At 72.2% G+C, this 20,927-nt stretch carries 17 protein-coding genes; 9 read left to right on the forward strand and 8 right to left on the reverse strand.

The window, feature by feature from the left end:
* Positions 1-263: 263 nt before the first annotated feature.
* Together AB0G52_RS17125 and AB0G52_RS17130 are read right to left on the reverse strand one after the other, a co-directional pair.
* A complete protein-coding gene (locus AB0G52_RS17125) occupies positions 264-1,838 on the reverse strand; it encodes an amidohydrolase (RefSeq protein WP_361337132.1) in 1,575 nt (524 codons plus the stop codon).
* 29 nt (positions 1,839-1,867) lie between these two features.
* Positions 1,868-3,328, reverse strand: a complete 1,461-nt coding sequence (locus AB0G52_RS17130) for an APC family permease (RefSeq protein ID WP_361337134.1) — start codon at positions 3,326-3,328, stop codon at positions 1,868-1,870.
* Between the two features lie 178 nt (positions 3,329-3,506).
* On the opposite strand from AB0G52_RS17130, the gene AB0G52_RS17135 reads away from it, so the two are divergent.
* Positions 3,507-4,118 (forward strand): TetR/AcrR family transcriptional regulator C-terminal domain-containing protein, encoded by a 612-nt coding sequence (locus AB0G52_RS17135; RefSeq protein WP_361337136.1) that lies wholly within the window; start codon positions 3,507-3,509, stop codon positions 4,116-4,118.
* 27 nt (positions 4,119-4,145) lie between these two features.
* On the opposite strand, the gene AB0G52_RS17140 is transcribed toward AB0G52_RS17135, so the two are convergent.
* Together AB0G52_RS17140 and AB0G52_RS17145 are read right to left on the reverse strand one after the other, a co-directional pair.
* Positions 4,146-7,139: a bifunctional [glutamine synthetase] adenylyltransferase/[glutamine synthetase]-adenylyl-L-tyrosine phosphorylase gene (locus AB0G52_RS17140; RefSeq protein WP_361337138.1), complete on the reverse strand. Its 2,994-nt coding sequence runs from the start codon at positions 7,137-7,139 to the stop codon at positions 4,146-4,148.
* 40 nt (positions 7,140-7,179) lie between these two features.
* Positions 7,180-8,106 carry a DUF72 domain-containing protein gene (locus AB0G52_RS17145; RefSeq protein ID WP_132886414.1) on the reverse strand — a complete coding sequence of 309 codons (927 nt, stop codon included), beginning with the start codon at positions 8,104-8,106 and terminating at the stop codon, positions 7,180-7,182.
* Positions 8,107-8,267: 161 nt separating this feature from the next.
* On the opposite strand from AB0G52_RS17145, the gene AB0G52_RS17150 reads away from it, so the two are divergent.
* Genes AB0G52_RS17150 through AB0G52_RS17160 form a run of 3 tightly spaced genes read left to right on the forward strand, consistent with a single transcriptional unit; the run spans position 8,268 to position 11,504 of the window.
* The gene (locus tag AB0G52_RS17150; RefSeq protein WP_207921627.1) at positions 8,268-9,140 is read left to right on the forward strand and encodes an alkaline phosphatase family protein; all 873 of its coding nucleotides are present in this window, start codon (positions 8,268-8,270) and stop codon (positions 9,138-9,140) included.
* A gap of 43 nt (positions 9,141-9,183) precedes the next feature.
* Positions 9,184-10,488, forward strand: a complete 1,305-nt coding sequence (locus AB0G52_RS17155; RefSeq protein ID WP_361337265.1) for an MFS transporter — start codon at positions 9,184-9,186, stop codon at positions 10,486-10,488.
* Positions 10,485-11,504: a TolB-like translocation protein gene (locus AB0G52_RS17160; protein WP_361337140.1), complete on the forward strand. Its 1,020-nt coding sequence runs from the start codon at positions 10,485-10,487 to the stop codon at positions 11,502-11,504. Before AB0G52_RS17155 ends, AB0G52_RS17160 begins: the two co-directional genes overlap by 4 nt.
* Positions 11,505-11,510: 6 nt before the next feature.
* On the opposite strand, the gene glnA is transcribed toward AB0G52_RS17160, so the two are convergent.
* Positions 11,511-12,872, reverse strand: coding sequence for a type I glutamate--ammonia ligase (gene glnA, locus AB0G52_RS17165; protein ID WP_132886418.1), 1,362 nt, complete (start codon positions 12,870-12,872; stop codon positions 11,511-11,513).
* A 316-nt stretch (positions 12,873-13,188) separates the two neighbouring features.
* Here glnA and AB0G52_RS17170 point away from each other — a divergent pair, with 316 nt between their 5' ends.
* Complete coding sequence (locus tag AB0G52_RS17170; RefSeq protein WP_132886419.1) at positions 13,189-14,376, forward strand: globin domain-containing protein; 1,188 nt, start codon at positions 13,189-13,191, stop codon at positions 14,374-14,376.
* A gap of 91 nt (positions 14,377-14,467) precedes the next feature.
* On the opposite strand, the gene AB0G52_RS17175 is transcribed toward AB0G52_RS17170, so the two are convergent.
* Positions 14,468-14,914: an Rrf2 family transcriptional regulator gene (locus AB0G52_RS17175; protein ID WP_361337143.1), complete on the reverse strand. Its 447-nt coding sequence runs from the start codon at positions 14,912-14,914 to the stop codon at positions 14,468-14,470.
* A 169-nt stretch (positions 14,915-15,083) separates the two neighbouring features.
* On the opposite strand from AB0G52_RS17175, the gene AB0G52_RS17180 reads away from it, so the two are divergent.
* The 4 genes from AB0G52_RS17180 (at position 15,084) to AB0G52_RS17195 (ending at position 19,848) form a co-directional block, all read left to right on the forward strand.
* Positions 15,084-15,761 (forward strand): DUF3105 domain-containing protein, encoded by a 678-nt coding sequence (locus tag AB0G52_RS17180; RefSeq protein ID WP_132886421.1) that lies wholly within the window; start codon positions 15,084-15,086, stop codon positions 15,759-15,761.
* A gap of 1 nt (position 15,762) precedes the next feature.
* Positions 15,763-16,395 (forward strand): DUF305 domain-containing protein, encoded by a 633-nt coding sequence (locus AB0G52_RS17185; protein WP_361337145.1) that lies wholly within the window; start codon positions 15,763-15,765, stop codon positions 16,393-16,395.
* 285 nt (positions 16,396-16,680) lie between these two features.
* A complete protein-coding gene (locus AB0G52_RS17190) occupies positions 16,681-18,645 on the forward strand; it encodes a S53 family peptidase (protein WP_132886423.1) in 1,965 nt (654 codons plus the stop codon).
* A 600-nt stretch (positions 18,646-19,245) separates the two neighbouring features.
* Positions 19,246-19,848: a hypothetical protein gene (locus tag AB0G52_RS17195; RefSeq protein ID WP_361337147.1), complete on the forward strand. Its 603-nt coding sequence runs from the start codon at positions 19,246-19,248 to the stop codon at positions 19,846-19,848.
* On the opposite strand, the gene AB0G52_RS17200 is transcribed toward AB0G52_RS17195, so the two are convergent.
* On the reverse strand, positions 19,841-20,041 hold the full coding sequence (locus AB0G52_RS17200; protein ID WP_361337148.1) for a DUF397 domain-containing protein: 201 nt from the start codon (positions 20,039-20,041) through the stop codon (positions 19,841-19,843). The two genes, AB0G52_RS17195 and AB0G52_RS17200, sit on opposite strands and share 8 nt — an antisense overlap.
* On the reverse strand, positions 20,013-20,897 hold the full coding sequence (locus tag AB0G52_RS17205; protein WP_361337149.1) for a helix-turn-helix transcriptional regulator: 885 nt from the start codon (positions 20,895-20,897) through the stop codon (positions 20,013-20,015). The genes AB0G52_RS17200 and AB0G52_RS17205 overlap by 29 nt, the downstream gene beginning before the upstream one ends.
* Between the last annotated feature and the right edge of the window lie 30 nt (positions 20,898-20,927).

Below are 20,927 nucleotides of genomic sequence, written 5' to 3' on the forward strand. Positions count from 1 at the left end.
CCTCACCACAGCCCACCCCACAATCCGCCGCAACCGCGCTCAGCCGAAACGGTGGCAACCGGCGGTGCCGGACGGCCCGCCGACCTCACGCACGCCACCGCCCCCTCACCACAGCCCACCCCACAATCCGCCGCAACCGCGCTCAGCCGAAACGGTGGCAACCGGCGGTGCCGGACGGCCCGCCGACCTCACGCACGCCACTGCTCCCTCGCCACAGCCGCCGCGCAATCCGTCGCCGCTGCGCTCACCCGGACGGCGGGGGCTTACTCGGCTCGGTGGACCACGTGGCCGCCGGTCACCGTCAGGTGTACCGGTGCCTCGGTGAGTTCGTCCGGTGGGGCCGTCAGGGGGTCCAGGGCGAGTGCGGTCAGGTCGGCTCGGCAGCCCGGTGCGATGCGGCCCGCGACCCGGCTCTCCCCGGCCGCGCGCGCCGCGTGGGTCGTGCAGCCCTCCAGGGCCTCCAGGGCCGTCAGCCCCGCCCGTGCCGACGCCGCTCCGCGGGGCGCGCGGGCGGTCGCGAGGACTGCCCGCGCGTCGTAGTGGGCGATCGGCCAGTCCGAACCGAGGGCGACCGTGGCCCCCGCGTCACGCAGGTCGCGCAGCCGCCAGGCGTGCCCGGCGCGGGCGGTGCCCAGCCGGCGGGACCACTCGTCGGTGCCGTCGGCCCGGGTGTACGCGGTGTGCGGCGGCTGCATCGACGCGGCCACCCCCAGCTCCGCGAACCGGGGCAGCAGGTCGTCCGGCGCCGTCTCGATGTGCTCGATGCGGTGCCGTCCTGCCGCGCCCGCCCCCAGCCCCGCCACCACGTCGAGGACGTGCCGTACCGCGGCGTCCCCGATCGCGTGCGTGGCCGTGCGCACCCCGGCCGCGTGCAGGTGCCGTACGGCGGCGGCGTAGGCGTCCGGGTCGGGCCAGAAGGCCGCCGTCCCCTGCCCGTGGCAGTCCGCGTGCTCCAGCCAGGCGGTCCCCCCTTCCACGGTGCCGTCCATGAAGAACTTCACCCCGCCGACCGTCCAGTGCCGGCCGCCCCGCCCCTGGGCCGCGACCAGTTCCGTCAGCCCCGCCTCGTCGACGCCCGGCATGCACCAGGGCGCGAAGCGCAGCCGCAGCGGCAGGACGGTCTCCTCGGCCACCGCACCGACCAGCTCGGCGTCCCCCGCGTCCATGACGTGCGCCCCGGTCAGCCCGGTCGCGGCCATGGCGGCCAGCAGATCCACGAGCCGCCGTCGGCGGACCGCGTACGACAGGCGGGGCATCACCCGCTCGACCAGCCGCATCGCCGCGTGCTCGATCAGGTGCCCGGTGGGGCGGCCGTCGGCGTCGCACACGATCCGCGACCGTTGCTCGAAGGTCCGCGCGCCCGTCACCCCCGCCGCGGTCAGCGCCGCGCCGGTGGCGAGCGCCGAGTGCCCGTCGTACAGCCGCAGGAAGGCGGGGGCGCCGCCGAGCACGTCCTCGACGAGCGCGCGGTCCACCGGCCGTCCCTCGAACACGTTGTGGTCGAGGCCGAAGCCGATCACCCAGCCGTCGACGCGGTCGGCCCCGGCGAGCGCCGCCCGCAGGGCCGCCAGGCCGGTCACCCCCGACAGGTCGGCGCCGGCCGCCATGTCCAGGCCCCACACGGGGTGGCTGTGCGCGTCCACCAGCCCCGGCACCAGGTGGGCGCCGCCCAGGTCCACGACCTCGGTGCCGGGCCCCCGCCAGCCGCGCACGTCCCGTTCGTCGCCGACGGCGGCGATCAGCCCGTCGCGTACGGCGACGGCGGTGGCGCGGGGCCGGGCGGGGTCGAGGGTGCGGACCTCGGCACCGGTGAGGACCAGGTCGGGGGCGGTGGTCATGGCGGGGCGGCCTCCTTGGTTGCGTACGGTCATTCGGTGGCGTCGGCGGGCTCGGCCGCGAAGTCCGCGTACACGGCGGGCCGTTCGCGGCGCAGCCACCACGCGAGGCCGAGTCCGGCGACGAACACGGCGGGCGCGATCAGGATCAGCAGCGTGTTGACCGCGTCCGACGCGCCGGTGAACAGGTCGATGTGGGTGATGACCAGGCCTATGGCGGTGGCGAGCAGGACGGCGGCGACGGTCGGGGCGAGCACGGTGCGCACCACGCCTTCCTGGTGCCGGACCCGCCGGAAGTAGCAGGGCACGGCGATCGCGGCGAGCAGCTGGAGCACGAACAGGCCGATCATCCCGGGGGTGTTGACCCACAGCAGCAGCTGGTCGTACGGGTCGGCGCCGGCCGCCCAGAAGCCGACCACGACCACCAGGCCGACCACGGTCTGGGCGATGCCGGCCAGGTACGGGGAGCGGTGGCGGGGGTGGATCGTGCCCAGCCGTCCCGGCAGCACGCCCTCCTCGGCGAGCGCCAGGGCGTACCGGTTGATCGCGTTGTGGAAGGCGAGGAGGGAGGCGATGATGCTGGTGACGATGAAGACGTGCATCAGGTCGGCCGCCCAGCCGCCGACGTAGCCGGTGATGGCGGTGAAGAAGAGGCCGCCGGGGTCCTTGGCGGCGGCCGCGACGACGTCCCGGTCCCCGAAGGCCTGGATGACGATCCACACCATGAAGGCGTAGAAGAGGCCGAGGAACGCGACGGCCACGTAGGTGGCGCGCGGCACGGTGCGCTCGGGGTCGCGGGCCTCGCGCCGGTAGATGACCGTGGACTCGAAGCCGGTGAAGGCGGCGAAGGCGAAGGCGAGGACGACGGCCGTACCGGAGACGAAGACGTGGTCCGGGGCGAAGGAGGCGGCCGACAGTCCGTGCGCGCCGCCCTTGACCAGCACCCCGCCCGCGAGCAGGACGAGGATCCCGGTCTCGGCGACCAGCAGCACGCCCAGCACCTTCGCGCCGAACTCGATGGACCGGTAGCCGCCGTAGCCGATGAGGAGCAGTCCGGCGAGGGCGATCGGCAGCCAGGGGACGTCGACGCCGAAGAGGGCCTTGGCGGTGTCCCGGCCGGTGCTGCCGAGCAGGCCGTAGACGCCGATCTCCATGCCGTTGTAGCCGATGAGCGCGAGCAGGGCGGCGCCGATGCCGACGGGGCGGCCGAGGCCGCGGGTGATGTAGGCGTAGAAGGCGCCGCCGCTCCTGATGTGCCGGCTCATGGTGGTGAAGCCGACGGCGAAGACGGCGAGGGTGATGCCGGCGACGAGGTAGCCGGCCGGGGCCCCGATGCCGCCGAGCAGGACGGCGAGGGGGGCGACGCCGGCCATCACGGTGAGCGGGGCGGCGGCGGAGATGACGAAGAAGGCGATGTCGGCGGTGCCGAGCGAGCCGGAGCGGAGGGTCGCCGTGGCGGGCGGCGTGGTCTCCTCGCGGGCGGTGACGGACATGGAGGGGAGCCCTTCGAGCGCGGCGGACGGGAGGGTTCCGGGCGTGCGGGGTGACCGGCGCTACCGGGGCAGGGGCTGCCCCGGACCCGTAAATCTAAAGCCTTTCGGTTTTGGCAATGTAGCCTCCTCCTGGACATCCGGGAAGACCCGTTTCACACCTTCGGGGGAGGACGCACCGATGGGACGGCCGCGCACCCCGCTCCTCGACCGGGAGCGGATCACCACGACCGCACTGCAACTCGTGGACGAGCAGGGCGACTTCAGCGTCCCGGGGATCGCGAAGCGGCTCGGCACGCAGGCCGGCTCGCTGTATCACCACGTGGACGGCCGGGACGGCATCGTCGAACTGCTGCGGGAGCGGGTCGCGTCCGCGATCGACCCGTCGACCCTGGACCTGGCCCCCTGGGACACCGCCCTGGAGTCGTGGGCGCGCTCCTACCGGGCCGCGTTCGCCGCGCACCCGCGGGCGATCCCGCTCCTGATGACGTCGCCGGTGCGCGCGCCCCGGGTCCTGGAGCAGTACGAGCGCGCGGTCACGGTGCTGCTGGCGGCGGGCTTCGCCGCGGCGGACGTGATGCCGCTGCTGATCGCCGTGGAGAACCTGGTCCTCGGTTCGGCGCTGGACCTGTCGGCCCCGGAGGCGATGTGGGAGCTGACGGACCGGACCCCCACCCCGCACCTGGCACAGGCGCTGGCGGCGGTGGGCGACGGCCGCGCGGACCGGGCTTTCGAGGTGGGTCTGACGGGCCTCATGAACCACGCGAGAGCGTTGCTCGCGGCGGCCCGTTGAGGGCGCGGGGGCTCCCCCTGAGCTCGCCTACCCCCCGTAGAAGAGCTCCTCCACGACCGCCCGGGCCCTGCGCGCCGTCCGCCGGTACGCGTCCAGCATGTCCCCCGCGTGCCCGTCGCCGTACCCGAGGTACCGCCCGACCGCGGCCAGCTCCCGGCTCTCGGTGGGAAACGTGTCCCCCGCCCGCCCCCGCACCAGCATCACGGCGTTGCGCACCCGCGTCGCCAGCACCCACGCCTCGTCCAGGATCCCGGCCTCCTCGGCCCCCAGCAGCCCCGCCGCCTCCGCCGCGGCCAGCGCCGCCCGGGTGCGGGTGGTCCGCAGGCCCGGCTCGGCCCAGCCGTGCCGCAGTTGCAGCAGCTGCACGGTCCACTCGACGTCGGACAGCCCGCCCGGCCCCAGCTTGGTGTGCAGCTTCGGGTCGGCGCCGCGCGGCAGCCGCTCGGACTCCATGCGTGCCTTCAGCCGCCGGATCTCGCGCACCGCGTCCTCGCCGAGCCCCCGCTGCGGATACCGCAGGGGGTCGATCAGCTCGACGAACCGGCGCCCCAGCTCCTCGTCCCCGGCGACGGGTTCGGCGCGCAGCAGGGCCTGCGACTCCCACACCAGCGACCACCGGCGGTAGTACGCCTCGTAGGACTTGAGCGTGCGCACCAGCGGCCCGGACTTGCCCTCCGGGCGCAGGTCCGCGTCGATGAGCAACGGCGGGTCGGCGCTGGGGATCTGGAGCAGCCTGCGCATCTCGGCGACGACCTTGTTGGCGGCGTCGGCGGCCTCCCGTTCGTCCACGCCCTCCTGCGGTTCGTGCACGAAGACGACGTCCGCGTCGGAGCCGTAGCCCAGTTCGTGGCCGCCGAACCGGCCCATGCCGATCATGGCGAACCTGGTGGGCAGGGTGTCGCCCCAGCCGTCGCGGACGACCGCGCGCAGGGTGCCGGCGAGGGTGGCCGCGGTCAGGTCGGAGACCGCCGCGCCGACCCGGTCGACCAGGGCGCCCTGATCGGCCTCGGCGGGCTTGGTCTCGGTGCCGTAGGAGTCGACGATGTCGGCGGCGGCCGTACGGAACAGCTCACGGCGGCGCACACCGCGCGCGGCCCGCACGCCGTCCTCGGCGTTGTCGGCGCGGCCGGCGGCGGCCAGGATCTCCTGCTCCAGCGGGCCGCGGCCGCGCGGCTCCAGGCCGCCCCCGTCGCCGTCGCCGAGCAGGGCCACCGCCTCCGGGGCGCGCATCAGCAGGTCGGGGGCGAGGCGGCCGGCGGAGAGCACGCGCGCGAGGTTCTCCGCGGCGGCCCCCTCGTCCCGGAGCAGCCGTAGGTACCAGGGGGTCTTGCCGAGCGCGTCGGAGACCTTGCGGAAGTTCAGCAGGCCCGCGTCCGGGTCGGCGGAGTCGGCGAACCAGCCCAGCAGGACGGGCAGCAGGGTGCGCTGGATGGCGGCCTTGCGGCTGACGCCGGAGGCGAGCGCCTCCAGGTGGCGCAGGGCGGCGGCCGGGTCGGTGTAGCCGAGCGCCACCAGGCGTTCCCGGGCCGCCTCGGCGCTCAGCCTGGTCTCGCCGGGGGCGAGTTGGGCGACGGCGTCGAGCAGCGGGCGGTAGAAGAGCTTCTCGTGCAGGCGCCGTACGACGCCCGCGTGCCGCTTCCACTCGCGGGTCAGCCCGGTCACCGGGTCGGTGCGCAGGCCGAGCGAGCGGCCGAGACGGCGCAGGTCGGCCTCGTCCTCGGGGACCAGGTGGGTGCGGCGCAGCCGGTAGAGCTGGATGCGGTGCTCCATGGAGCGCAGGAAGCGGTAGGCCTCGTCGAGGCGGGCGGCGTCCTCGCGGCCCACGTAGCCGCCGGAGGCGAGCGCCTGGAGGGCGTCCAGGGTGGTGCCGGAGCGCAGCGAGGCGTCCGCCCTGCCGTGCACCAACTGCAGGAGCTGGACGGCGAATTCGACGTCCCGGAGACCGCCGGGGCCGAGTTTCAGCTCGCGGTCGATCTCGGCGGCGGGGATGTTCTCCACCACCCGGCGGCGCATCTTCTGCACGTCGGTGACGAAGTTCTCGCGCTCGGCGGCCTTCCAGACCAGGGGTTCGAGCGCGGCGACGTACTCCGCGCCGAGGTCGAGGTCGCCGGCGACCGGACGGGCCTTGAGCAGGGCCTGGAACTCCCAGGTCTTGGCCCAGCGCTGGTAGTAGGCGAGGTGGCTGCTGAGGGTGCGGACGAGGGGTCCGTTGCGGCCCTCGGGGCGGAGGTTGGCGTCGACGGGCCAGATGGAGCCCTCCACCGTCGTCTCCGAGCAGATCCGCATCATGTGCGAGGCCAGCTTGGTGGCGGAGCGCAGCGCCTTGGCCTCGTCGGTCTCGTCCGCGGCCTCGCCGACGAAGATGACGTCGACGTCGGAGACGTAGTTCAGTTCGTGGCCGCCGCACTTGCCCATGGCGATCACCGCGAGCCGGCAGCGGGCGGCGTCCTCGGGCGCGGCGCGCTCGGCGAGCGCGAGGGCGGCGCGCAGGGTGGCGGTGGCGAGGTCGGCGAGCTCGGCGGCGGTCTCGGCGACGTCGGTGGTGCCGCAGACGTCGCGGGCGGCGATGGACAGCAGGCAGCGCCGGTAGGCGACCCGGAGCGAGACGGGGTCGGTGGCCTCGGCGAGGCCGCGTTCGAACTCGGCGACGCCGGGGTGCAGGTCGCGGGGCTCGTAGGTGACCAGGGCCTCCCAGTCGCGGGGGTGCCGGGCGAGGTGGTCGGCGAGGGCGGCGGAGGCGCCGAGGACGCCCAGCAGGCGGTCCCGCAGCGGCTTGGCCGCTATCAGGGTGTCGAGCAGCTCACGGCGGGCGGTGGGCCCCGGCTGGGCCTCCAGGAGCCGTACCAGGCCGTGCAGGGCGAGGTCGGGGTCGGCGGTGGCGCCCAGGGCTTCGAGGAGCACCGGGTCGTCGCGTACGGCGGCCAGCTCGGCGCTGTCCAGCAGCCGCTCGGCGGCCGAGGCATCGGTGAAGCCGTGCCGCAGCAGTCGCGTGAAGGTACTGCTCCTGCGCCCCGGCGTCATCTGCGGCCTCCCCTGGGATCACGGTCCTGGTCAGACGAGACTAACCGGAGCGGCCCGGACCGGCCTCGGGCGCGCGGTCGGCGGGACGGGCCGACGGCGTGGTGGAGGGGACGCGGCGCTGGTGCGGCAGGTGCGGGGCGAGCAGGTCCGTCATCGTCCGGGCGGCCTGCGCGGCGCTGTCCGCGCAGCAGTTGTTGAACAGGACGTGGACCTCTTCGGCCTGCTCGGCCAGGGCGCGCAGGCGCGGCAGCCACTCGGTGAGCTCGGGGACGGTGTACGTGTGGCGGAAGCGGTCCTCCTTGCTGCCGGTGCCCCAGAGGGGGCTGCGCCCGTGGAAGCGGACGACCGCCAGGCGGGGGGTGGTGACCTGGGCCGTCGGGGGGAGGGAGCCGGGCAGGCCCCGGGCGGTGTCCACGGCGACGGCGGTGGCGTCCAGGTCCCGCAGGAAGGCCGTCGTACGCGCGCTGCGCCACCAGTCGGGGTGGCGGAACTCCACGGCGAACGGCCAGTCGCGGGCGCGTTCCCTGGCGGCCCTGACGGCGGCCTCCGCGTCGGGTCCGGGGGCCAGGGAGGGCGGATACTGGAAGAGGAGGGTGCCCAGGCGGCCGGAGCTGCGCAGCGGGTCGACGGCCTCGGCGTAGCGGGCCCAGACCTCCGCGCGCAGGCCTTCGTCGCGGGGGCGGCCGCGCAGGTCGGCGGGGAGGGCGGCCGGGCGGGTGGGGTGGCCGGTGAGGAGGGAGAACGCCTTGACGTCGAAGCGGAAGCCGTCCGGGGTGCGGTCCGCCCAGAGCCGGGTGGTGCGGGCGGCCGGGAGGGCGTAGTACGGGGAGTCGGCCTCCACGACCGGGAACCGGCCGGCGTAGTGCCGCAGCCGGCCCTCCGGGTCGCGCCGGCCGGGCGGGTACCAGCCGCTCGTCACCAGAGCCCGGTCGGTCCAGCCGCAGGTGCCCACGAGGATGCGTGCCATGGAGCGCAAGTACCCGGCGTTCACCGGCTCTTCACCCCCGGGGTCGAATCCCGTGAGGCGTGGGAGTCTTGGCGTGTGCATGCTCTGTCCGCACCGCCAGCCCTGCAACTCCGTCCACTCCCCCGGAGGTTGATGTGTCCGGCAGTTCCGCACGTTCGGCGATGTTCCGCCGCGCCCGTACGGCGGTGGCCTCGGCGACCGCCTTCACCGCGGCCGCGATCGGCCTGTGGACCGGGCTCGGCGGCACGTCCGCGCACGCCGCGAGTGCCGTACCGACCCCGGACCACGTGATCGTCGTGGTCTTCGAGAACCACGCCTACAGCCAGGTCATCGGCTCCTCCAGCGCCCCGTACATCAACTCGCTGGCCACCGGCGGCGCCAACCTGACCCAGATGTACGCCGAGACGCACCCCAGCCAGCCCAACTACTACGCCCTGTTCTCCGGTTCCACCCAGGGCGTCACCGACGACAGCTGCGTGAAGCCCGGCTTCTCCTCGGCCGCCAACCTGGCCTCGGAGCAGCTCGCGGCCGGCCGCACCTGGGCCAGCTACAACGAGTCCCTGCCGAGCCAGGGTTCGACCACGTGCAGCAGCGGCAACTACGCGCAGAAGCACAACCCGTGGTTCGGCTTCAGCAACGTGCCGACGTCGACCGCGAAGACGTTCGCCCAGTTCCCGACCGACTACTCCACCCTCCCCCAGCTCTCCTTCGTCACCCCCAACCTGTGCAGCGACATGCACGACTGCTCGGTGTCCACCGGTGACACCTGGCTGAAGAACAACCTGGGCGCGTACGCGGCCTGGGCCAAGACCCACAACAGCCTCCTCGTCGTCACCATGGACGAGGACAACCGCCTGGCCGGCAACCGCATCCCGACCGTCCTGTACGGCCAGCCGGTCGCCCCGGGCTCGTCCTCGTCCACCACGTACGACCACTACGACCTGCTGCGCACCCTGGAGGACAGCCAGGGCCTGAGCGCGCACGCGGGCAACGCGGCGTCCTCCTCCGACATCACCGGGATCTGGGCGTCCTGACGTGTACGTAGCGGACAGCCGCGCGAGCGACCCGACGGCGTCCGTGGAAGGTACCGCCCGGCCGGTGACGGCCGGGCGGTACCGCACCACGATCGCCCCCACCGTCCTCGCCCTGGGCACCGTCAGCCTGATCACGGACGTCTCCTCCGAGATGGTCACCGCGGTCCTCCCGCTGTACCTGGTGACGGGCCTCGGCCTGTCGCCCCTGGGCTTCGGCCTCCTCGACGGCGTCTACAACGGCTTCTCGGCGGTCGTCCGCCTGGTCGGCGGCCACCTCGCCGACCGCGGCGGCGGCCGCCACAAGTGGGTGGCGGGTGCGGGCTACGCCCTGTCGGCCCTGTGCAAGCCCCTCCTGCTGGTCGCCCACACCCTCACCCCCATCGGCCTGGTCCTGGCGGCGGACCGCACCGGCAAGGGGCTGCGCACGGCTCCCCGGGACGCCCTGATCTCGCTCTCCAGCACCCCGGAGACCCGGGGCCGCGCCTTCGGCGTGCACCGCGCGATGGACACGGCGGGCGCGCTGCTCGGCCCCCTGGCCGCCTTCCTCATCCTGCGGGCGACGGTGGACGGCTACGACGCGGTGTTCACGGTGAGCTTCTGCGTGGCGGTGCTCGGCGTCCTGATCCTGCTGCTGTTCGTGCCGGGCGGCGGGCGCGGGGACAGCACCACGGAACCGCTGCCGGGCGGCCGACGCGGGGCCGGAGCGGCGGGGCCCGTGCCCGGCGGTGGGCGCGGGGCCGGGGCTGCGGGGACGCGGCCCACGGTGTGGGCGGCGGTCGGGCTGCTGGGCCGGCGTGACCTGCGGCGGATCACCGTCTGCGCGCTGCTCCTCGGGCTCGCCACGGTGAGCGACTCGTTCGTGTACCTGCTGCTGCAACGGCGCCTCGGCGTCCCGGACCGCTGGTTCGCCCTGCTCCCCCTCGGCACGGCGGCCGCGTTCCTTCTCCTGGCCGTCCCGCTCGGCAGGCTGGCGGACCGCTGGGGCCGCCGGCGGGTGTTCCTCGCGGGCCACGCGGCCCTGCTGCTCGCCTACGCCCTGCTGCTCACGTCCTGGCACGGCACGGCGCTCCCGTACGCGGTCCTCGCCCTGCACGGCACGTTCTACGCGGCGACCGACGGGGTCCTGATGGCGGTCGCGTCGGACAGCGTGCCCGAGGAACTGCGCTCGTCGGGCCTGGCGCTGGTCCAGACGGGACAGGCGGGCGCGCGTTTCGTCTGCTCGCTGGCGTTCGGCGCGGCGTGGACGCTGTGGGGCGACCGTACGGCGCTGCTGGCGTCCGCGGGTGCGCTGGCGGTCTGCGCCGCCTACGCCCTCACCCTCCGCCCCTCCCGGGAGGCAGTCGTATGACCCTGAGATCCCGCGTCCTGATCCTGGCGTCCGCCCTCGCCGTGCTGGGGGCGATCGCCCTGGCCTCCGTCCTGCACGCGTCGGCGCGGGCGGAGCGCCGCGACCACCCGCGGGCGGGGGCCGCACAGGTCACCCCCGGGACGGTGACGCTCACCGCCCCCGGCCGCATGGTCTTCCGCAACATGGCCTGGGGCCCGCACCGCGACGAACTGACCACGACCCCCGCCTCCGCCCCCTCCGGCCCCCGTACCGCCTCCGGCCTCAAGTGCCTGCGCTTCTACGCCGCGTCCGGCACCGGCGTGTGCCTGCAAGCCGTCCACGGCCCGGTCTCGGACACGTACCGGGCCCTGATCCTGGACGCCCGTCTGCACCCGAGGGCGCGCTACGACGTCCCGGGCATCCCGTCCCGGGCCCGGGTCTCCCCGACCGGCCACTACGCGGCCTGGACGGCGTTCGTGGGCGGCGACTCGTACGCGGGCACGAACTTCTCCACCCGTACGGCGATCGTGGACACCCGTACGGGCACCCTGATCCCGTCCCTGGAGTCCTTCCGCGTCCTCAAGGACGGCAGGACCTACCACGCGGCGGACGTCAACTTCTGGGGCGTGACCTTCGCCCCGGACGACGACACCTTCTACGCGACGCTGGCGACGAAGGGGACGACGTACCTGGTCCGGGGCAGCCTGCGCGGCCGCACGCTCACCACCGTCCACCCGGACGTCGAATGCCCGTCCCTCTCCCCCGACGGCACCCGCGTCGCCTACAAGAAACGGGTGCCGGGCCTCCCGAGAGACGCCCCCTGGCGCCTGTACGTACTCGACCTGCGGACGATGCGCGAGACCCCGCTCGCCGAGACCCGCAGCGTGGACGACCAGGCGGTGTGGAAGGACGCCCGCACGATCGTGTACGCGCTGCCGGGCGACTACGGCGCGGACCTGTACGAGATGCCGGCGGACGGCACGGGGAGACCGCGACGCATCAGCGTCGCGGCGGTCTCCCCGGCGTTCGTCGGATGACGCGCGCTACAGCACCGGCAGGTTCTTCCGCAGCTCGAACGCGGTCACCTCGGAGCGGTACTCCTCCCACTCCTGGCGCTTGTTGCGCAGGAAGAAGTCAAAGACGTGTTCGCCGAGGGTCTCGGCGACCAGGTCGCTGCCCTCCATGAGGGTCAGGGCCTCGCCGAGGTTCTGCGGGAGGGGCTCGATGCCCATGGCGCGGCGCTCGGCGTTGGAGAGGGCCCAGACGTCGTCCTCGGCACCCGGCGGCAGCTCGTACCCCTCCTCGATGCCCTTCAGGCCGGCCGCCAGCAGCAGGGCGTAGGCCAGGTAGGGGTTGGCGCCGGAGTCGATGGAGCGGACCTCGACGCGCGCGGAGCCGGTCTTGCCGGGCTTGTACATCGGGACCCGGACCAGCGCGCTGCGGTTGTTGTGACCCCAGCAGATGTACGAGGGCGCCTCGCCGCCGGCGCCCGCCGTGCGCTCGGAGCCGCCCCAGATGCGCTTGTAGGAGTTCACCCACTGGTTGGTGACCGCGGAGATCTCGGCGGCGTGCCGCAACAGGCCCGCGATGAAGGAGCGGCCCACCTTGGAGAGCTGGTATTCGGCGCCGGACTCGTAGAACGCGTTGCGGTCGCCCTCGAAGAGGGAGAGGTGGGTGTGCATGCCGGAGCCGGGGTGCTCGGAGAACGGCTTCGGCATGAAGGTCGCCTGCACCCCCTGCTCCAGCGCCACCTGCTTCATGACCAGCCGGAACGTCATGATGTTGTCGGCCGTGGAGAGCGCGTCCGCGTAGCGCAGGTCGATCTCCTGCTGACCCGGCGCGCCCTCGTGGTGGGAGAACTCCACCGAGATGCCCATCGACTCCAGCATGGTGATCGCCTGGCGGCGGAAGTCCATGCCGACGTTGGTCGGGGTGTGGTCGAAGTAGCCGGAGTTGTCGGCCGGGGTGGGGCGGGAGCCGTCCAGCGGGCGGTCCTTCAGCAGGAAGAACTCGATCTCGGGGTGGGTGTAGAAGGTGAAGCCGAGGTCGGAGGTGCGGGCCAGGGCGCGCTTGAGCACGTACCGCGGGTCCGCGAAGGACGGGGAGCCGTCCGGCATCAGGATGTCGCAGAACATGCGGGCCGTACCGGGGGTCTCCGCGCGCCACGGCAGGACCTGGAAGGTCCCCGGATCCGGCTTCGCGATCATGTCGGACTCGTAGACCCGGGCGAAGCCCTCGATCGCGGAGCCGTCGAAACCGATGCCCTCGTCGAAGGCCTGTTCAAGCTCGGCCGGGGCCACGGCGACGGACTTGAGGAAGCCCAGCACGTCCGTGAACCACAGGCGTACGAACCGGATGTCGCGCTCCTCCAAGGTCCGGAGCACGAACTCCTGCTGCTTGTCCATCTTCCGCTTCCCCATCCTTGCTGGTCAGGCCGCCTTGCTCCCGGTCCCACAGGAGGCGGTCGGGCACCCGGGCATCACACCACAACAGCATTTCATGCGCGTTGCGGACCTTGATCGCGTCGGCGTCCTCGGCCTGAACGGCTCTCGTACCGCAGGTGTACTGCGCTCCCGCCCATCTTGCCTGCTCGCACCGACATCCGTAATGGCGGATCCGGATCGGGAGTGACCGACACCATGGTCCATAAATTTGAATCTGAGATGCAAGTTTTAATAGCGTCGAGACGTCGATCCGTTCGGCGAGCCCCAAGGAGCCCCGATGCTGTCCGAGCCGTCAGCCGCCACCGTCCGCGCCACCCTCCCGGCCGTCGGCGCGGCCATCGGCGAGATCACCGAGCGTTTCTACGCCCGGCTCTTCGCCGCCCACCCCGAGCTGCTGCGCGACCTCTTCAACCGCGGCAACCAGGCCGCCGGCACCCAGCGGCAGGCCCTCGCCGGCTCCATCGCCGCGTTCGCCGCCCACCTGCTGGACCACCCGGACCGGCGCCCCGACGCCCTGCTGGGCCGCATCGCCCACAAGCACGCCTCCCTCGGGGTCGCCCCCGAGCAGTACGCGGTCGTCCACGACCACCTGTTCGCCGCCATCGTCGAGGTGCTGGGCGAGGCCGTCACCCCCGAGGTCGCGGCCGCCTGGGACGAGGTCTACTGGCTGATGGCCAACGCGCTGATCGCCGTCGAGAAGCGGCTGTACGAGGAGAGCGGGTCCACCGGCCCGCGGCCCTGGGAGGTCGTCGGACGGGTCACCGAGACGGCCGACGTCGTGACCTTCCGGGTGCGGCCCGCGGACGGCGGGCCGGTGCGCGACTTCCGCGCCGGGCAGTACGTCTCCGTGGGCGTCACGCTGCCCGACGGGGCCCGCCAGATACGCCAGTACAGCCTCTCCGGCGCGCCGGCCGGGCCGGTCCGCCAGTTCAGCGTCAAGCGGGTGCCCGGTGACGCCGCGACGCCCGACGGCGAGGTCTCGAACCACCTCCACGCGCGCGTGCGCGAAGGCGACGTCCTGGAGCTGTCGGAGCCGTACGGCGACCTCGTCCTCGGCGACACCGCCGGCCGGCCCCTCCTCCTGGCCTCCGCCGGCATCGGCGTCACCCCGATGGTCCCGATGCTCGCCGCGCTCGCGGCCGACGGCCACCGCGCCCCGGTCACCGTGGTGCACGGCGACCGCTCCCCCGCGGACCACGCCCTGCGCGCCGACCACACCGCGTACGCGGGGAAGCTGCCGGACGCGGCCGTCCACTTCTTCTACGAGCGCGACGCCGCTCCGGGCACCCGCACCGGCCTGGTCGACCTCACCGGCATCGAGGTGGCACCCGGCACGCGCGCGTACCTGTGCGGCCCCCTCCCCTTCATGCGCGCCATCCGCACCCAGCTGATCGAGAAGGGCGTGTCCCCGGCCGACATCCACTACGAGGTCTTCGGCCCGGACCTGTGGCAGGCAGCAGCCTAGAAGCGCCCCCGAAGGGGCGCGGGGAACTGCGCGACCAGCCACAACGACCCCGCAGCCGCCGTACGACAGCCCCCGGCACCCCCCTAGGCCCCTAACCCACCCCCGGCCTCCTGGAAATACCCAGCAGCAACGGCCCCGTCGGCTCCCCCACCATGTCCGCCACCGTCACCGGGTCCAGGGCCGCGTAGAACGCCTCCTGGGCCCGGCGCAGCGCACCCCGGAGACGGCAGCCGGAGCTCAGCGGGCAGGGCCGGTCACCGCCCTCGCAGTCCACCACGTCACCCTCGCCCTCGAAGGCGCGCACCAGCGCCCCCACCGAGGCACCCCGCCCCTGCTCGGTCAGCGTGAGCCCGCCGCCCCGGCCGCGGCGGGCGTCGACCAGTCCCCGGTGCTGGAGCTCGGCGACCACCTTCGCCGCGTGCGTGTACGGCACCTCCATGTCGCCGGCGACCTCACGGGTCGTAGGACTGGACTCGCCGGCGACGGCGAGCCGCATCAGGAGCCGCAGGGCGAGATCGGTGGAGCGCAGCAGCCGCATACCGGCCAGCGTAAGTAATACGCATCCGCCGTTCAAATTATCGGTTTCCTGTCGGATCCCGGGACGTACCGGCTCTTTCCCGTGCCCTGCCTACGTCTGACCCCATCTCCCCCCTTACGATCAGCGAGCCCCACCCTCCACGTCCCTTTCCCCCAGAAGGACACACCTCATGGGTTCCGCGAAGAACAAGGCCGGCAATGCCGAACGCAAGGCGCGCATAGAGCAGATGCGGCGCGCGGAGCAGGCGCGCGAGCGACGCAACCGGATCCTGACGATCGGCGCGAGCGTCGTGGTCGTGGTGGGTCTGGTCGTCGGCGGTGTCGTGCTCGTCGACTCCCAGTCGCACAAGAGCGACAGCGCGAGCGACGCCAAGGGCGGGGACTCCGGGGACTCCGGGCACTTCGTCACGGGCAGCGACGGGGTGCGGACCTGGACGGGCAAGCTGTCCCGTACGCACGTCGCCGGGACCGTGAAGTACCCCATGCACCCGCCGGTCGGCGGCAACCACAACCCGGTGTGGCTCAACTGCAACGGCAACGTCTACACCAAGCCCGTGAAGGACGAGAACGCCGTGCACGCCCTGGAGCACGGCGCGGTCTGGGTGACGTACACAGACAAGGCGAGCAAGTCCGACGTGGACAAGCTGGCGGCGAAGGTGAAGCAGACCCCGTACTCGCTGATGAGCCCCTACGCCGGCCAGTCCTCGCCGATCGAACTGTCGGCGTGGGGACACCAGTTGAGCGTGAAGAGCGCGGACGACCCGAAGGTCGGCACGTTCTTCCAGACCTATGTGCAGGGCAAGCAGACCCCGGAGCCGGGTGCCTCGTGCACGGGCGGGACGATGTGACGTGAGGAAACACATCGGCTGGATCGCCGGAGCGACGGCGGCCGCGCTGGTCGCGGCCGGCGCCATCACCTACGCGGTCGCCGAGGACGGCGGTGGCGGCTCCGGCGTGAGCGTCCCGAGCGCCGACGGGGCGGACGCGGGGTTCGCGCGGGACATGGCGGTCCACCACCAGCAGGCCGTGGAGATGTCGTACATCGTCCGCGACCGCACGAAGAACACGGAAGTGCGGCGGCTCGCCTACGACATCGCGCAGACCCAGGCCAACCAGCGCGGCATGCTGCTGGGCTGGCTGGACCTGTGGGACCTGCCGAAGGTGTCGGCGAAGCCGCCGATGTCCTGGATGGGCATGGGTGACATGCCGGAGCGCGGGGACGGTTCGCTGATGCCCGGCATGGCGACCGACGCGGAGCTGGCGAAGCTGGGGACGCTGAACGGCAAGCAGGCGGAGATCTTCTACCTCCAGCTGATGACGGACCATCACAAGGGCGGGATCCACATGGCCGAGGGCTGTGTGGCCAGGTGCACCGTCGAGGTGGAGAAGAACCTCGCCCAGGGCATGGTGGACGCGCAGCAGTCGGAGCTGACCACGATGCAGCAGATGCTGAAGGAGCGTGGTGCGAAGCCACGCGACTGAACTGCCGTACAAGGTGGGGGATTTGTCGACTTAACGGCACCGCAAGCATTCAACAACAATCGCAACCGATCTGTAATGCTCTGCGCACGGTCGAAAGTGGTCCAAAAGCCCCTAATCAACTCCCACTTGGGACTTCCTTGGGTTTCTCATTCCCCTGGCATGAACAGTTCACCGAAAGAGTGACGTTCACCGCGTGATCCATTCACGGGCCGTTCCGCCGCTGGCCTCCCGGTGATCACGCATGACCGACCACTCCATGCGACGAACCGCATAGCAGGGGGCAGTATGAGATCGAACCGTGCCAAGGTGCGGGCCGGTGTGAGCTTGGCAGCGACACTGCCGATGATCGCCGGCGCGCTCGCGCTCGGCATACCCGCGGCGCACGCCGCGGACAACCCGGCCCGTGACGCCCTCCAGGGCACCAAGCCCCAGTGGGCCACGGCCAAGGCGGACAAGGGCGCCACCTCCAACAGCGCGCAGGTCAAGGCCGTTCGGGTCTACCTGGCCGGGCGGGACGCCAAGGGCCTCGCGGCGTACGCGAAGGCGGTGTCCGACCCCAGCTCGCCGCAGTACGGCAAGTACCTCAGCGCCCAGCAGGTGCAGGCCCGCTACGGCGCCACCAAGGCCCAGGTGAAGGCCGTCACGTCCTGGCTGACGGGCTCCGGCCTGACGGTCACCGCGGTCACCGCGCACTACATCGCCGTCTCCGGCGACGTGTCCGCCGTCGAGCGTGCCTTCGCCACCCAGCTGCACAACTACGCCAAGGGCGCGAAGACGTACCACGCCCCGGCGAAGACCGCGTCGGTGCCGGCCGCCGTCAGCTCCGCCGTCCTGACCGTCACCGGCCTGGACAACGCGCCGCACCAGGCGACCCACGACGACACGCTGCCGCCCCCCGGCGCCGTGTTCAAGAACTCCGGGCCGTTCTCGTCGTACTACGGCTCGAACGTCGCGACCACGCTGCCGGACGCGTACGGCACGAAGATCCCGTACGCCGTCGAGGGCTACACCGGCAAGCAGCTGCGGGCCGCCTACGGCGCCGGCTCCTACACCGGCAAGCACGTGCGCGTCGCGATCACCGACGCGTACGCCTCGCCGACCATCGCCTTCGACGCCGGCACCTACGCCAAGGCGCACGGCGACGCCTCGTGGAAGACGAGCCAGCTGCACCAGGTGCTGCCCCCGGCCTACACGGCCACCGGCGCCGACGAGTGCGACGCCTCCGGCTGGTACGGCGAGGAGACCCTCGACGTCGAGGCCGTGCACGCGGTCGCGCCGGACGCCGACGTCACCTACGTGGGCGCCGCGTCCTGCCAGGACAACGACCTGCTGGACGCCCTCAGCAAGGTGGTCGACAACCACCTGGCCGACATCGTGTCCAACTCCTGGGGCGACATCGAGGGCAACCAGACCCCGGACCTCGCGGCCGCCTACGACCAGGTCTTCCAGCTGGGCGCGGTGCAGGGTATCGGCTTCTACTTCTCCTCCGGTGACAACGGCGACGAGGTCGCCCACACCAAGACGAAGCAGGTCGACACCCCGGCCAACTCCGCCTGGGTGACCGCGGTCGGCGGTACCTCCCTCGCCGTCGGCAAGGGCGACACGTACCTGTGGGAGACCGGCTGGGGCACCGAGAAGGCCTCGCTGTCGGCCGACGGCAAGAGCTGGACCGGCTTCCCGGGCGCGTTCACCTCGGGCGCGGGCGGCGGCACCAGCAAGACGGTGAACGAGCCGTACTACCAGAAGGGCGTCGTCCCGGACTCCCTCGCGAAGGCCAACAGCAGCACCGGCAACCGCGTGGTCCCGGACATCTCGGCGATCGCCGACCCCAACACCGGCTTCAAGGTCGGCCAGACCCAGACCCAGGCGGACGGCACCGAGGCGTACAGCGAGTACCGCATCGGCGGCACGTCGCTGGCCGCGCCGGTCATCGCCGCGGTCCAGGCGCTCGCCCAGGAGGCACGCGGCCAGGCGATCGGTTTCGCCAACCCGCTGATCTACTCCAAGTACGGGACGAAGGTCTACCACGACGTCACGGACAAGCCGACCGGCAAGGACCTCGCGGTCGCCCGCGTCGACTTCGCCAACGGCTACGACGCCAGCAAGGGCCTGCTGACCTCGGTCCGCAGCCTCGGCAAGGACAGCTCCCTGTCCGCGGTCAAGGGCTACGACGACGTCACCGGCGTCGGCACCCCGGCGGCCGGCTACGTCGACTCGTACAAGCCGGCGAAGGCACACCGCAAGCACTGACCCGCTGACGCGGTGATCCGCTGACCAAAGGGGCGTGTGGTCTTGACGGACCGCACGCCCCTTTGTGCTGGGCCTACTTGACGTCCTCGCTCGTCAGCCGGTGTACACGTCCCACCTTTGCCAGGCGTTGCCGCCGTTGCAGCCCTCCTCGCGATGGGCGTAGACGGTCCCGAACACGCCGTCCAGGCAGACGCGCCCCTGGAAGGTGAAGAACGTCTCAGGAGTGTGCGAAAGTACGTGCCGGCGTAGCCGCAGGAGTCGCCTATGCTGGCCGCCGAAGGGTTGCGGTCGATGACGCAGTTCCCGCCGGCATTGTTCTTCAGGGCGGTGCTCGGGATGTTGAGGGTTGCGCTCGCGCTCTGCATGCATCCGCATTCGAGGCCTCTTCAAACTCCGGGGTGCGCCTTCAGGAGCCTCCTGGGCCTGAGCCGACGATCGGCATGGGTCGTGACGGGCGCGGAGGGCCTTCCCAGATGTACGTGACCGCCCACCACCGAGGCCTGAGCTGCTGCAGTCAAGATCTTTGCGGGACAGCCCTTGCGGAAGAATGGTGACCGTCGGCTCGTCCAGTCGCACAGCGGGGCAAGGGGAGGTGGTGCGATGTCGAGCGGTGGTGCCGATGTCATCGAAGCCATGAGCATGGCGGCCCGGGAGAGGCTGCGGGCGGGGGCGGCACCGGCTGTGGTCTGCGGCGAACTCGCCGAGCAGACGCGGTGGTGGTGGGACGCCGCGCTGGCCGTCGGTCAGGCGATGGGGATCCCGGAGGCGGAATTGCTGCGGCGCCTCCACAGTGAGCCGGACCAGGTGCAGAGTGAGTTCCGGCGGGGTGAGGAGAACCTTTACGGCGAGATCCTGGAGACGGTTGGCGTGTTCGACGTCGCCAGGGGACTCGACGGGAGGGAGCTGGTGATCGCGCAGCACTTACGTGCCGCGATGGATGCCATGGGCGGCGTGGCGAGCGGTCACGGTCTGGGCCTCTCGCGTTGGTTTGTCATGGGTGAGTTGGCGCGCGTGTTCTGTTCTCTTGCGCGCATCGGTCCGCGTGCCACCCGCGGTCGACCGGCGGAGTTCTGGGAAGCCCTTGTGAGTGCTGGGGAACTCCTCGATCCGGGAGATGAGCGTGAGACCGTGGCGCATGCTCTTGACGAGTGCCGGGCACGCCTGGCCGGGCACGAGCCACCTGCGGGTTGGGGGCCTACTTGAGGGAAGCGACGAAGGGCGCCCAGACGGTGGCCGGGAGGATGAGGGCGGGACCGAGGGGGGCCGTCTTGGAGTCCCGGACGGGGACGAGCCCGGGGATGCCGCCGGCGACCTCTACGCAGTTACCGCCGTCACCGTTGCTGTAGCTGCTCTTGAACCAGAGCGCGTCACTCAAGTCGATTTGGCTGCTTGCCATTTCGGTAATCCCCTGCCGCTGCCTCGATCATGGCCAGGGACGTCTCCGGTGACAGCGCGACGGCCCTGAGCCGATCGTATGCCTTGCGGTACTGCTTCACGAGGGCCGGATCGTCGATGGTGTCCCCGCTGTAGGACGCCTCCGCGTAGACGAGCGGTGGCGCCTCGGGAAAGGTCATAACCATGATCGAGGCCGCCATCAAGGGATACGCCCCACTCTTCCGCAGGACGATCTGCGGAACGATCCGGCGACACCGCGCCAGCCCTGCCACACGGTCCAACTGCTCGGCCATCTCCTGCGGAGGCAGGATCGCCTCCGTCAGAAGCGACTCGTGCAAAATCGCCCAGTACTCCGGGGTGGAGTGGTCCTCGTCGAAGAGCCGAGCCCTGACGAGACGGGCCTGCACCTTCTCCTCCACCCATTCGTCGAGCGCGGTGGGGTGGGCCGACCGGACCAGAGCACGCGCGTACGCCGCGGTCTGGAGCAGTCCCGGGAAGGTGCTGGGGCACCACTCCTCGATGGACTCGGCGTACCGCTCCGCCTCCAGAACCTTCTCGAAGTACGCCGCGTGCGGCCCTCTTCTCGCCCTCCGCACATCCTCGCAGTGCCGCTCGAAGTACCCGTCGGTCCCCAGCACCCGATCCACGTGCCGGGCCAGCTCCAACGGCATGCGGCGCTCGCCGCGTTCGATGTCGCTGAGGTGGGACTTGCCGTAGAAGCTGCCCTCGACCAGCTTCTCCAGCGAGAGCCCCGCAGCCTCCCGCTGCCACCTCAACTCTTTGCCGTAGAAGCCGGGGACGCTGGAAGAACCGTCGATGTCCTTACGCCGGACCACGTGCTCACCGCCATCGCTCATGGGGTCGTTTCCGCAGCTCGCGTCGCGTAC

This window comes from Streptomyces sp. NPDC021562 (genome assembly GCF_040640875.1).
Lineage (GTDB): Bacteria > Actinomycetota > Actinomycetes > Streptomycetales > Streptomycetaceae > Streptomyces.